Origin of the sequence: Streptomyces griseorubiginosus (genome assembly GCF_001514195.1) — a bacterium.
In the GTDB taxonomy this organism is placed as follows: Bacteria; Actinomycetota; Actinomycetes; order Streptomycetales; family Streptomycetaceae; genus Streptomyces; species Streptomyces griseorubiginosus.
In genome coordinates this window covers 288,946-301,658 of sequence record NZ_KQ948738.1, presented here as the reverse complement: position 1 = coordinate 301,658, position 12,713 = coordinate 288,946, and the positions used below count along the sequence as shown (strand labels likewise).

The following is a 12,713-nucleotide window of genomic DNA, read 5'->3' as shown; positions in this document are numbered from 1 at the left end:
GCCGTGTCCCCGTTCCCCCCTGGGGCCACGGCCAGGCCGTGACCGGTCTGCGGCCCGGGTCAGGCGGCGCGCTTCGACGCTGCGGATCGCGCCTCCGCGTCCGGCGGTGCGTCCGCCGGCCTGCCGAGGCGCTCACGGATCTTCGCGGCGTCCTGATGGTCGAACTCCACGAAGATCGCCAGTGCCTGACGCCAGCTGTCGCGGGCGGCCTCCGGCTCGCCGGCGGCCAGTTGGGCGTCACCGAGGTTGCCCAGCGTGTGGCCCTCTCCCCACCGGTTGCCGACGTCCCGGTGCGTCCTGAGGGCCTGGTGGTAGTAGTCGACGGCCTCCTCGTAGCGCTGGAGGCGGCGATGGGCCGTACCGAGGATGTCGAGGGCGACGCCTTCGACCCAGGGGTTGGCGCTGGCGCGCAGCACGATCAACGCCTCCTCCAGACAGCCGATGGCCTCGTCGAACCGGCCCTGCCGCTGGTAGACGTCGCCGAGGTTGCTCAGGCAGATTCCCACTCCCCAGGGGCTGCCGATGACCCGTTCGACGGCCAGGCCGCGGCGGATGTACTCCGCGGCCTTGTCGAGCCGGCCGCTCTGGAGATAGGAGTCGCCCAGATTGGTCACGGCCGACGCCCTGCCCTCCGTGTCCCCGAGATCCCGGTAGGCGACCATCGCCCGGCGCAAGTGGTCGATGGCCTCCTCGAACCGGCTCGAGCCGCGCAGCGCGGCGGCCAGGTCCGCGAGGCCTTGAGCCCTGCCCCGGCGGTCGCCGGCGGCATTGGCCGCGGCCAGGCCCGTCCGCGCGGTGTCCACCCAGTCGTGCGTATGGCTGCGGAGGTAGAAGAACCCCCACAGCACGGCAGGCAGACGCCATGCGACACCGGACCGCCCGGACTCCGCCGCCTGGTGGACCGCGGCGACCAGGTTGGCCCGCTCGGTCTCGCACCAGTCCAGGGCCTGGTCGTGCGTCGTGAACTCCAGGGGCGTGCACAGGTCGGGCAGCGGTTCGAGGGGGATCCGGCGACGGTGCGGGGTGATGTGCGGGTAGGCGGCGTCAGCGGTGTGCAGGTACCAGGCGAGCAGCCGCCCCAGGGCTCGCTCCCGCTCCGGAGGCGTCTCCTCGGCGTGGACCCGTTCGGTGGCGTAGACGTGCAACAGGTCGTGCAGGGTGTAGCGGCCCGGGAAGTGTTCGGTCAGCAGGTGAGCGCGGGTGAGCTCGACGAGCAGGGCGCGCACCTCCCGCAGCGGGAGCCCGGCGAGGGCCGCGGCGGCCGGTGCGGAGATGTCAGGTCCGGAGTGCAGCCCCAGCAGGCGGAACAGACACGCGGCGGGATCCGACACCGCTTTGTACGACCAGGAGAAGACCGCCCGTACGTCGGTGCTGATGTCGTCGCCGGAGGCGAAGGCGTCGAGGCTGCCGTGGCTGTCGCGCAGTTCCCCGGCGATGGCGCTGAGCGGGAAGCCGGGGTGCGCGACGGCATGGGCGGCGACGATGGCCAGCGCGAGCGGCAGCCGGGCGCACCGGGCGATGATCTCGTTCGTGGCCTGAGGTTCCGCCGCCAGCCGGTCGGTGCCGAGCCGGCGGGCCAGGAGGTCGTGGGCCTCGGCGGAGCTCAGCTGGTCCAGCGGCAGCGGATGGGCCCCCTCACCGGCGACCAGGCCGGTGAGCTGGTTGCGGCTGGTGACGATGACCAGGCTGCGGGAGGAACCGGGCAGCAGGGGGCGGACCTGGTCGGTGTCACGGGCGTTGTCGAGCAGGATCAGCATCCGCCGCTGGGCGAGCATGCTGCGGTAGAGCGCCGTCTGGGCGTCGAGGCCGGCGGGGATCCGCATCGGCGGGACGCCGAGTGCGCCGAGAAGCGTACGGATGGCCTCGTCCGGCGTCACCAGGGAGCCGGTCGGGTCGAAGCCGCGCAGATTGAGGTAGAGCTGTCCGTCGGGGAAGCGGTCGGCCATCTCGTGCGCCCAGTGCACGGCCAGGGTGGTCTTGCCGATGCCGGCCATACCGCCGATCGCGCTGATCACCACGGTGGCCGGGGCGTCGTCCTGGCCGGACAACAGGGCGCGAGCTCGGTCGAGTTCGGCGTGCCGGCCGACGAACGTCGGCAAGTCTGCGGGCAGTTGGGCCGGACGGCCCGCGGGTAAGACGGGGGGTGAAGCGTCGGGTAATGCGGGGGGCACCGCAGGGGCCGGCGGCACCGGCCGCCCCGGCGAAGGGGCGTCCAGGGACGCGTCGGCCGCCAGTATGCGGTCGTGCAGGTCCTGAAGCGGCGTACCGGGTTCGATGCCCAGCTCGGTGACCAGGGTGCTCCGCGTACTGCGGTAGGCCGCCAGTGCCTCGGCCTGCCTCCCGGACCGGTAGAGCGCCAGCATGAGCAGTCGGCACAGCTGCTCCCGCAGCGGGTACTGACCGGTCAACGCGATCAGTTCGGCGACGACGTCGCTGTGGCGTCCGCGTTCGACTTCGATCTCCAGCCAGGTCTCCAGCGCGACCAAACGCTCCTCGTTCAGCCGGGAGCTCTCGGACTCGGCCAGGGGGCCGGGGAGACCGGCCAGTGCCCCGCCCTGCCATCCGTCGAGCGCCGCGCGCAGCAGTTCGGCGGCGGCGGACAGGTCCCCGGCGGCGCGCTGCTTCCTCGCTTCCGTGACCCGTTGCTCGAACACACTGAGATCCAGGCCGTCCTCCGGCACACGGATCAGATACCCGTCCCCGACCGACACCACCACACTCCCGGCTCCGGTCACCTCCCGCCCCGAATCGATCACCTTGCGCAGGCGCGACACATAGGTCCGGAGCACCGACACCGCGGCCGCGGGCTGCTCCTCGCCCCAGACCGCGTCGAGGAGTTCGGAGAGTGCGACAGCGCGTCCGCTCCGCAGCAGCAGCGCTGCCAGGACGGCCCGCTGCTGTGGCGAACCAAGGTTCAGTTCCTGTTCGCCGCGCCAGGCCCGGACCGGCCCCAGGACGGCGAAACGCACGGAAGTCTCGTAGCCGTTCATCCCCAGGACTGTACTCAACATCCATCCCGCCCCACGCGCCCCCTGACGGAATGTCACCTCGTGGTCGGATCGCCGCAATTTGCTGGTCGGCGGGATTGAACCATTCCCGAACGAGCGCCCGTTGCGCTACCCGGGGACCGCCACACCGTCCCCGATCGGGCCGTTGGGCCGGGACGCGTCAGAAAGGAAGAGCCATGAGCCGGGGTGAAGAGGAAGAGACGGACGAGCCGGTCACGGGGAGCGATCGCCTCGTGCCGGGGCCACGCCACGCGGTGGTCATCTCCGGAGACGGCTCGGCCACCATCGACGGAGAACCCGTCGAGGTCGCGGACGGAGAGTCGGTCGACGCCGCGATCCTCGACAGACTCCAGGGATACGCACGGGACCTGGACGCCGGCGTGACGGCGACCATCTCCGACCCCTCCGCGGGCTACGTGGCGTTCGTCGAGGTCGCCCCGGACGGTTCGAGCAGCCTTCTGGAACAGCGGGAGGCGCTGCCGGAGCCCGCCGAAGTCCCTGTAGGTGTGTCCGCAGCAGTACCCGACCCTGCTGATCTCGAAGCGGACGAAGCCGAAGAAGCCGAAGAAGCCGAAGCGGGCGAAGCGGACGAAGGCGAAGAAGACGAAGGCGAAGAAGACGAAGCGGGCGAAGCGGACGAAGACGATGGCTTCGACGTCGAGCCGTACACACAGGAGCACCAACAGCGACCCGCCGCGCCACCCCCGCCCGTCGTCCGCCTGGCCCCCAAGGTCGCCCCCAAGGTCGCCCCGAAGGCCGCCCCGAGGAACGGAACGCGTCAGTCGGACGACGAGTACAAGTCGCCCGGTCTGCTCCACAAGCCCCTGGTCGTAGGACCGGTGGCGCTCGGCGTGGCCGCCCTGGTCATCGTTCCGCTGGTGATCCTGGGCAGCAGTGCATCGGACGACGGGGGGCGTCAGAAGCAGACAGCCCGTTCGAGCACGGAGACAGAGACTCCCCTGGCCGAGGACACCCCGTCGGCCACGTCTTCGACCGTGCGGCCATCGCCCAGTGCGACAGCCGCCTCACCGTCCGCCAAGCCGAAAGCGTCGGCGAGTGCCAAGGCCCCGAAGAAGAAGGGAGAAGAGAAGGGGGGAGCCGGAGGCGTGGGCGGGGTCACCGTCACCGTGACCGCGAGGCCACCGCGGGCCACCGTGACGGCGAAGCCCGCGCAGGAGACCGCCGCCACGGCGGTGAACCGGCTCCACCGGAGCGACCCGTCCGGGCGGCACATCTGCTACCGCGCGTACCTCTCCGGGCAGGGTTGGCAGAAACCCGTGTGCGACGGCACCCTCGCCGGAACGACGAGCGGAACGCATCCGATCAAGGCCCTCAACATCGCGGTGTACGGCGGAGCCGGCTCGGCCGCCAACGCCTTCGTCCACGATGCGAAGTCGACCGACGGCCGGGGCAAGTGGAAGCCACACTGGACGGCCGTCATAGGCGACGGCAAGAACAACTACATCGGCAGTACGAAGTCGAGCGCCCCCTACATGACGGGCTTCGCCATCAACATCGGCAGCGGCCAACTCTGCCGCTCGACCAAGGTCCACGGCTACGACTGGGGCAGCGCAGACTGCACCCAGCCCCGCCCCGGCTACATCTTCGGAGGCGCCCTGGAGAACACACGCTGGCTCGAGGCGGTCAAGCTCTGGTTGTGAAGCGCATACGAAGACGCTGACCCTCAATAGACCGACAACCCGTAGGCCTCCAGCACTTCCTGGATCGGCTGGTAGTACGTGGTCCCTCCGGTCGAGCAGTTGCCGGAGCCGCCGGAGAGGATGCCGATGACCTTGTCTCCGGCGTAGAGGGGGCCGCCGCTGTCGCCGGGCTCCGCGCAGATGTTCGTCTGGATCAGGCCGGACACGACGTCTCCGCCGCCGTAGTTGACGGAGGCGTTCAGGCCGGTGATCACGCCGCAGCGGACGCCCGTGGTGGAGCCGCGGCGGCAGACGCTCTGGCCGACGCGGGCCGTCGCGGTGCCGGTCACGTCGACGGAGCCGATCGTGCCGGGGTGCGGGACGGCCGGGTTGGAGTACCGGACGACGCCGTAGTCGTTGCCCGGGAAGCTGGTGACGACGGTGGACCCGACCGTCGTGGTCAGGGTGGAGCCGGTGTACCAGGTGGACGCGCCGTCCGTGCAGTGGCCGGCGGTCACGAAGTAGTAGGTGGAGCCGCTCTGCACGTTGACCCCGGCCGAGCAGCGCCACCCGGTCGTGTAGACGCCGTCGCCGCCAGACAGGAGGGTGCGCAGCCGGCCGTCGAGCCGTTCGAGGGTGGCGGTACCCGCCCAACGGCCGGTGGTCCGGCGGACCTTGGCCAATTCCGCGGCCGTGACCGTGGAGTCGGTGAACACCCTCAGCTTCCCGGTGCGTTCGTCCACCGCCCAACTCGTCCCGGCGATCCCGAGGGACTCGACGGCGGAAGCGGCGCCGGTCACCGAGGAACCGGAGGGGGCGACGGGCGCCGCCGTCGTCGCCGCGGTCGCGTCGGACACCGCGAGCGCGGCGGCCAGGAGCAGGCTGATCACCGAGGCGATCACCTGCGGTCGTCCGAAGCCGGTACGGCGAGTTCTCGTCACGCAAGCCTCCCGAGGACGGTGGACGGGGCCACGCCGGTGCACCGGCGACGGTGGACGGGGTCACGCCGGTGCCGACGCCCCAGTGTCCCCGCCCCCGCCCGGCACGGATAGGGCGCCTTCGGTCGCGCTTCCCCGGCGCGAACGGTGAATCGGGCGCCCTCTTGGGGCAATTGTGGCTCTTGCTTTGCCGGTGTTTGCGTTGTGTGCTTCGCTGCCCCGACCTAGCCTGACCGGCGGAACCGTGGGAAGGGCCGCCATGCTGAAGACCGTCTCGGAGCAGGCGCGAGGTCTCACCAGGGATCAGCGCAACGCGTTCCTCGCCGCCTACCTGGGCTGGGCGATGGACGCGTTCGACTACTTCCTGGTGGTCCTCGTCTACAGCGAGATAGCGGACGACTTCCACGTCTCCCTCACCGACATGGCCTTCCTCACCACCGCCACCCTCGTGATGCGGCCGGTCGGCGCCTTCGTCTTCGGGATGTGGGCGGACCGCCGGGGCCGGCGGGTGCCCCTCATGGTCGACGTCGTCTTCTACTCGGTCGTCGGCTTCGCCTGCGCCTTCGCGCCCAACTACGCCGTCCTGCTGGTGCTTCGGCTGCTGTACGGCATCGGCATGGGCGGCGAGTGGGGACTGGGCGCGGCCCTCGCCATGGAGAAGATCCCCGCCGAGCGGCGCGGTTTCTGGTCGGGGCTGCTCCAGAGCGGCTACTCGCTGGGGTACCTGCTCGCCGCCGTGGCGTTCTTCGTCATCGAACCCGTCTTCGGCTGGCGCGGGTTGTTCGCCTTCAGCCTGGTGCCCGCCCTGGTCGCGCTGTGGGTGCGCAGCCGGGTCGAGGAGAGCGAGGTCTGGGAGAAGAGCGTCAAGCTCAACCGCACCCCCGCCCACCAGGTGTTCAGGAATCCGGCGGTGCTCAGGCGCTTCGTGTACCTGGTGGCCCTGATGACGGCCTTCAACTGGATGTCCCACGGCACCCAGGACATCTACCCGACCTTCGTGAAGAAGGGCCTGGGCCTGTCCCCGGACACCTCCATCGCCATCGCCGTCGTCTACAACATCGGCGCCATCATCGGCGGCGCGCTGCTCGGCGCCTTCTCGGAGCGGCTGGGCCGCCGCCGCACGATCATGATCGCGGCGGCCGCCGGCCTGGTCGTGGTGCCCTTCTTCGTGCTGTCCACGACCACGGGCTGGCTGATGCTCTCCTCCTTCCTGATGCAGCTGTGCGTCCAGGGGGCCTGGGGCGTGATTCCCGCCCACCTGACCGAGATGAGTCCGGACGCGATCCGCGGTTTCTACCCCGGCGTCACCTACCAGCTCGGCAATCTCATCGCCGCCCTCAACCTGCCCATCCAGGAGGCCCTCGCCGAACGGCACGGCTATCCCGCGGCGATGACCTGGACCGTCGTGCCCGCCCTGGCGGTCGTCATCCTGCTGAGCGCCGTCGGCAAAGAGGCGAAGGGCATCCGGTTCGGCGGCCCGGCCGCACGGACCGCGGACCCGGCGGCCGCCGACTGCGTGTAGGGCCGATTCCGGCCATCGGTGCGCGCCCAACCCTCAGCCGCTACGCGCCCCCGGTCCTTGCCCGGCCCTCAGCCCCTACGATGGCAACTCGCAGTGCCTGTACACCAGCACGGTCGCGTACCACCGCAGGGAGACATGCCCATGGGTGCCACGGAGCCCGCAGGAACACCTACCGAACACGGACTCCTGGGCGGTGCGTCGGCCGGGCCCATGGTGCCGCGGCTGCTGCTGGGAGCACGGCTGCGCGCACTGCGGGAACGCCAGGACATCTCCCGGGAGACCGCCGGGCACGTGATCCGCGGCTCCCGGTCCAAGATCAGCCGCATGGAGGCGGGCCGCCACGGCTTCAAGCTGCGGGACGTGGCCGACCTGCTCACCCTGTACGAGGTCACGGACGAGGCCGAGCGCGCCACCCTGATGACGCTCGCCGAGGAGGCCAACACCCCAGCCTGGTGGCAGGACTTCCATGACGTCGTGCCCGCCTGGGCCCAGGCCTATCTCGCGGCCGAACAGGCGGCGAGCCTGGTCCGCTGCTTCGAGGTGCAGCGCGTCCCCGCCCTGCTCCAGACCCCGGACTACGCCCGTGCCGCCCTGCGGCGGGCCCACGCCGACGCCTCCCCACAGGAGATCGAGCGACGCGTGGCCTTACTCCTCTCCCGGCAGCGGATCCTGCACCGGCGGCCCGCGACCCGGCTGTGGGCCGTGCTCGACGAGGCGGCGCTGCGCCGCCCGGTCGGCGGAGCCGCGACCATGCGCGCCCAGTTGAGGCACCTCATCGACATGTGCCGGCTTCCCCAGGTGACCGTGCAGGTCATGACGTTCCACGGGGGCGGCCACTCCGCGGAGGGCGGCCCGATCACCGTCGTGCGGCTGCCCGGCAGCGAGTTGCCCGACCTGGTCTACCTCGAACAACTCACCACCGGGCTCTACCCGGACCGGCCCGCCGACATCGAGTCCTACTGGGACGCGCTGAACAGCCTCGCGGTGGAGGCCGAGTCACCGGACGAGACGCCCACGATCCTGCACCGCATCCTCCAGGAGACCTGACTCCAGGAGACCTGACTCCAGGAGACCTGACTCCAGGAGACCTGACTCCTGGGTCCTGACTCCTGGGTCCTGACTCCTGGGTCCGTCTCAGTTCTTGCGCGCGACCCCGCCGTACTGGTGGACCTCGGCCGGCAGACCGAGAGCCTCGGTGTCGGGGCGCCAGCGCGAGCAGGACGCCACCCCCGGTTCGAGCAGTTCGAGACCGTCGAAGTAGCGCGCGATCTGCTCGGGGCTGCGCAGGATGTACGGGATCGAACCGCCCTCGTTGTACTGCTGGATGGCCTCGAGGTAGTCCTTGCTGGTGTCCGTGCTGTCGTACTGCACGAGGAAGCTGCCGGAGGGCAGCCCGGCCACCAGTTCCCGCACGATCGCGCACGCCTCCTCGTGGTCCTCGATGTGGCCGAGGATGCCCATCAGCATGAGGGCGACGGGCTTGTCGAAGTCCAGGGTCCGCGCGGCCTCCCGCAGGATCGTGGCCGGGTCGCGCAGATCGGCGTCGACGTAGTTGGTGACGCCTTCCGGTGTGCTGGTGAGCAGCGCGCGGGCGTGGGCCAGCACCAGCGGGTCGTTGTCGACGTAGACGATCCGGGACTCCGGGGCCACCCGCTGGGCGATCTGGTGGGTGTTGTCGACGTTGGGCAGCCCGGTGCCGATGTCCAGGAACTGCCGTACGCCCTCCTCACCGGCGAGATGGCGGACGGCACGGGCCAGGAAGTACCGGGCGGCGCGGGCGCCGGTCTCGATCCCCGGGAAGATCTCCCGGAAGGCGTCCCCGGCCACCCGGTCGACCTCGTAGTTGTCCTTCCCGCCCAACCAGTAGTTCCAGATCCGGGCCGACTGGGGGACGGAGGTGTCGATCTTGGGCAGTGCCTCCGCTGCCGCGTTCTCCGCCTGATCAGCCATGGACGCTCCTCGTGTGCGCGATGGGGGAACCGCCGAACGGTCGAACGCCGTTCGGGGCCTTCCACGTTAGTCCCCGTGAGTCACCCCATGTGAATCATTGGCCCCAACCGGCCGTTTTCTTACGGTGGTTGGGACACGCCTGTGCCCGGCACGGCGGTACGGCCGTCCCGGGCACAGGTGCGTGGGCAGGTCACTCGGTGATCAGGTAGGCCCTTTCGATCGTCTGGGTCACGGTGTTGCCCGCCCGGTCGGTCAGCTCCGCGCGCAGCGACACGGAACCCGCCTTCGCCGGGTGCTTCAGCGACAGGTGCGTCCCGCCGACGGACTTGGCGGGCTGCCAGGTCCTGCCCTCGTCGTACGACACCTGGAAGGCGAGCGCGGCCGGGCGCTGTCCGGCCGCCGCCCCCTCGACGGTGAAGGGCACCTCGAAGTGCCGGCCCGCCTTCGCGGTGCTCGCCAGGGTCAGCTTCGGGCTGAAGCGGACCGTGGACAGAGGCACCGTGGCGAAGTCGCCCTCGGGGGTCTTCGCCGAGCGGAAGGTCCACTCGGCGTGGACACGGGTGCTGACCGGATACACGGCCGGGTCACGGGAGTTGTCCACGGTCAGCCGGTACGCGGTGTCCCCGGCGGGCAGGGTGTACTCCGTCGGGTCGGTGGTCGGCTGGATGCCGTAGTCGTCGGCGATCTCCTTGCCGTCCGCCTCCAGCCGGGACGTCACCGAGGCCGGCTTGCTCAGACCCCAGTGCCCGGAGCCGTCGCCGAACAGCGGCAGGAAGACCCTGAGGGTGTTCCCGTCGCGGCCGACACCCGGGTAGCCCCTGCCCGGCCCGAGGTCGTCGGGGCCGTTCAGGACCGGTCCGAAGACGCCGACGCCGAATCGCTCGGCGTAGGTGCGGCCGGCCTTCCAGTGCCTCGGCATGCGCATCAGGAAGCCCTCGAAGACCGCGTCCTGGCCGTCACCGAAGCGCTGCCAGGTGCGCACCGACCACTTCACCCCGTTGTCGAGGACGTACTCGGTGCTCCGGTACGGCAGGTCGCCGCGCATGTCGCTCCCGCCGGGCACCAGACGGCCGTCGGGCAGGTGCGGGGTCACCTCGGCCTGGACGCGCCGGCCGTCGACCGGCTCGCCGACCTCCAGTTCCACCTTGGCCAGCTGTCTCCGTGCGATCTTCGCGGTGAAGCCGTCCAGGCTGCCCTCCCGGTACCAGCTCAGGTGGTAGTTGACCGGCCTGCCGTCCTTGTCCTTGCCGGCCCAGCGGCCGGAGAACAGGGAGGTCAGCCCCGTCACCGAGCCGTCCGGGCCGAGCCGCCCGAACCGGGAGCCCACGAAGGTGGGCAACAGGAACTCGAGATGGGCGTCGTCGAGCCCCTCGCCCCGCCCGTACTCCACGGTGACCGCGGCGTCGTCGTTCACGGCCCCCGCGTCCGGCACGGTGACGTCCACCGGCTTCGCCTGCCGGGCGTCCACATCCACCGTCATGTCCCGGTCCAGGCTGAGCTTCGGCTGGACCAGGACGGCGTGCGTGGCGGAGCTGGTCGACGGGTGGATCACCCCGTTGAGGAGGTAGTCGGCCTTGGGCAGCCGGACGGTCAGCTCGCCGTCCCGCTCGTCGGCGTACTCGGCGTAGAAGCTGCCGTTCAGGTCCGCGACGGAGGTCACGGCATCGCCGGTCGCCCTGCCGTCCTCGTCGGTGTGCCGGAGCGTCAGGTCGTACGACTCGACCTCGCGGTCCACCCCGACCGCGGACCGCACCTGGATCCTGCCGTCGGCGGAGGAGGCCGTGACCGAGCCGCCGAAGCTGCCGTCCACGGTTCCGGCGCGGGTGTCCGCGGTGACCTCCGCGCTCGCCTCGCCGCCCGCGGGGACCGTGATCCGCTGCGGGGAGACGGTGAACATGCCTGCGGCGGCGGGCTTTCGGTCCACTCCGTACGCGTCCACGGACAGGTCGAGCGTGACCGGCCCGGTGCCGAGGTTGCGGTAGGTGAGCTTCTTGGTCCGGGCCGTGTCGTCGTCGTGCGGCCACTGCTGGACGCCGAAGTCGAGCGGGCCTTGCTCGGTGACCACGCTCTCGTCCAGCGCCCGGACCAGATCGACCCGTCCGGTGCCCTGCTGGAAGGAGCTGTACGTGCCCGGCTTCGCGGAGCCGGTCAGCACCGCCTTGATCCGCTCACCGCTCCAGCCGGGGTGCTGCTGGGCGAGGATCGCCGCCGCGCCCGCCACATGCGGGGTGGCCATCGAGGTGCCCTCGATCGTCAGGTAGCCGGGGACGTCGGAGGGATACTGCTCCGCCAGGAAACTGCCCGCCGCGGCCGCGGCGGTGATGGCGACCCCCGGCGCGGTCAGGTCCGGCTTGACCCCGCCGTCGCCGACGCGCGGACCGCGGCTGGAGAAGTCGGCGAGCGCGTCGGACTTGTCGACCGCGCCGACGGTCAGGGCGGACGCCGCGCTACCCGGTGAGCCCACGGTCCGCTCGCCGTCGCCCTCGTTGCCGGCCGCGATGACGAAGAGGGTGCCGGACTCGGCGGAGAGCCGGTCGACCGCTTCCTCCATCGGGTCGACGCCGGGGAGATCCGGGCCGCCGAGGCTCAGGTTGACGACGTCCGCGCCCTGGGCCACCGCCCACTCCATGCCCGCGATGATCTCGGAGTCGTCGCCCTCGCCCCAGTCGTCCAGGACCTTGCCGTTGAGGAGTTCCGCGCCGGGTGCGACGCCCTTGTACTTCCCGCCGGACTTCGCTCCGCTGCCCGCCACGGTGGACGCCACGTGCGTGCCGTGCCCGTACCTGTCGGTCGTGCTGCCGGTGCCGCTGAAGTCGTGCTCCGCGACCACCTTGCCCGCGAGATCGGGGTGGCTGCTGTCGATGCCGGTGTCCAGGACGGCGACCTTGGTGCCGGTGCCGTCGAAGCCCGCCGCCCAGGCGGTCGGTGCGCCGATCTGCGGGACGCTCCGGTCGAGCGAGGCCCGGCGCTTCCCGTCGAGCCACAGCTTCTCCACGCCGGCCCCGGAGGCGAACCGCGCCGTCCCCGCGGCCGAGTTGTCGGTCACGGCCTTCCAGAACCCGGCACCGCGCTTCTTCGCGGAGCGCATCGCCCTGCCGTTGACGACCGGCAGCTGCCGGCCGAGCCGTGCCCCGGCGGCGGTGAACGGACTGGTGGAAGGCGCCTTGTTGCCACGGAAGGTGACGATCAGCGGCAGGTCGGAACGGCCCCTGTCGTCGTAGCCGTCCTTGACCAACTGGGTGACGTCGAACAGTCGGGGGTCCAACTTGCCCTGTGCCAGCAGCAGTTGGGCGTCACCGGGAACGACCCGGGTGTGCCCGGCGACGACCCGGACCGAGAACGGCATGCCTTCGCGGCCCTGGGCCCGCTGCACACCGGAGACCTGCCCGGTGCCGTCCACCAGGACCCGGTCGCCGGTGACGAGCGTGACCGTCTTCACCGCCGAGGCGGTACGGCCGCTCTTGCCCGACGCGATGCCGACGGCTCCCGCGCCGACCGTTCCCGTGCCGACGGCTCCAGCGCCGACCGTTCCCGTGCCGACGGCTCCCGCCCCGGTCGGCAGCCCGGCGAGGACCAGGGCCGCGGAAGCCACCCCCGCGGCCAGGGCCGCGTGTCTGTGGCGTACGCGTAACTGCATCTGAACTCCAGTTCGTTG

General features: G+C 71.1%; 7 protein-coding genes. 3 read left to right on the top strand and 4 right to left on the bottom strand.

Going from position 1 to position 12,713, the window contains the following annotated elements; genetic code table 11:
- Nucleotides 1–59: 59 nt before the first annotated feature.
- Complete coding sequence (locus tag AQJ54_RS24085) at nucleotides 60–2,990, bottom strand: AfsR/SARP family transcriptional regulator (protein WP_062240877.1); 2,931 nt, start codon at nucleotides 2,988–2,990, stop codon at nucleotides 60–62.
- Between the two features lie 194 nt (nucleotides 2,991–3,184).
- Here AQJ54_RS24085 and AQJ54_RS24080 point away from each other — a divergent pair, with 194 nt between their 5' ends.
- The gene (locus AQJ54_RS24080; protein WP_062240875.1) at nucleotides 3,185–4,669 is read left to right on the top strand and encodes a hypothetical protein; all 1,485 of its coding nucleotides are present in this window, start codon (nucleotides 3,185–3,187) and stop codon (nucleotides 4,667–4,669) included.
- 23 nt (nucleotides 4,670–4,692) lie between these two features.
- On the opposite strand, the gene AQJ54_RS24075 is transcribed toward AQJ54_RS24080, so the two are convergent.
- Entirely contained in the window at nucleotides 4,693–5,589 is an 897-nt protein-coding gene (locus AQJ54_RS24075) for a S1 family peptidase (RefSeq protein WP_248845428.1), read from the bottom strand.
- 256 nt (nucleotides 5,590–5,845) lie between these two features.
- Here AQJ54_RS24075 and AQJ54_RS24070 point away from each other — a divergent pair, with 256 nt between their 5' ends.
- Together AQJ54_RS24070 and AQJ54_RS24065 are read left to right on the top strand one after the other, a co-directional pair.
- On the top strand, nucleotides 5,846–7,108 hold the full coding sequence (locus tag AQJ54_RS24070; protein ID WP_062240870.1) for an MFS transporter: 1,263 nt from the start codon (nucleotides 5,846–5,848) through the stop codon (nucleotides 7,106–7,108).
- 210 nt (nucleotides 7,109–7,318) lie between these two features.
- Entirely contained in the window at nucleotides 7,319–8,155 is an 837-nt protein-coding gene (locus AQJ54_RS24065; RefSeq protein WP_062026387.1) for a helix-turn-helix domain-containing protein, read from the top strand.
- 87 nt (nucleotides 8,156–8,242) lie between these two features.
- Here the strand turns inward: AQJ54_RS24065 and AQJ54_RS24060 are convergent, their stop codons facing one another.
- The gene (locus tag AQJ54_RS24060) at nucleotides 8,243–9,058 is read right to left on the bottom strand and encodes an SAM-dependent methyltransferase (protein ID WP_062026388.1); all 816 of its coding nucleotides are present in this window, start codon (nucleotides 9,056–9,058) and stop codon (nucleotides 8,243–8,245) included.
- 190 nt (nucleotides 9,059–9,248) lie between these two features.
- Nucleotides 9,249–12,695 carry a S8 family serine peptidase gene (locus tag AQJ54_RS24055; RefSeq protein ID WP_169808248.1) on the bottom strand — a complete coding sequence of 1,149 codons (3,447 nt, stop codon included), beginning with the start codon at nucleotides 12,693–12,695 and terminating at the stop codon, nucleotides 9,249–9,251.
- Between the last annotated feature and the right edge of the window lie 18 nt (nucleotides 12,696–12,713).

What these genes read in the sequence shown, in the direction of transcription:
- AQJ54_RS24060 (WP_062026388.1), bottom strand. Translation starts at nt 9,058, where the DNA reads ATGGCTGATCAGGCGGAGAACGCGGCAGCGGAGGCACTGCCCAAGATC.
- AQJ54_RS24080 (WP_062240875.1), top strand. Translation starts at nt 3,185, where the DNA reads ATGAGCCGGGGTGAAGAGGAAGAGACGGACGAGCCGGTCACGGGGAGC.
- AQJ54_RS24070 (WP_062240870.1), top strand. Translation starts at nt 5,846, where the DNA reads ATGCTGAAGACCGTCTCGGAGCAGGCGCGAGGTCTCACCAGGGATCAG.
- AQJ54_RS24055 (WP_169808248.1), bottom strand. Translation starts at nt 12,695, where the DNA reads ATGCAGTTACGCGTACGCCACAGACACGCGGCCCTGGCCGCGGGGGTG.
- AQJ54_RS24065 (WP_062026387.1), top strand. Translation starts at nt 7,319, where the DNA reads ATGGTGCCGCGGCTGCTGCTGGGAGCACGGCTGCGCGCACTGCGGGAA.
- AQJ54_RS24085 (WP_062240877.1), bottom strand. Translation starts at nt 2,990, where the DNA reads ATGAACGGCTACGAGACTTCCGTGCGTTTCGCCGTCCTGGGGCCGGTC.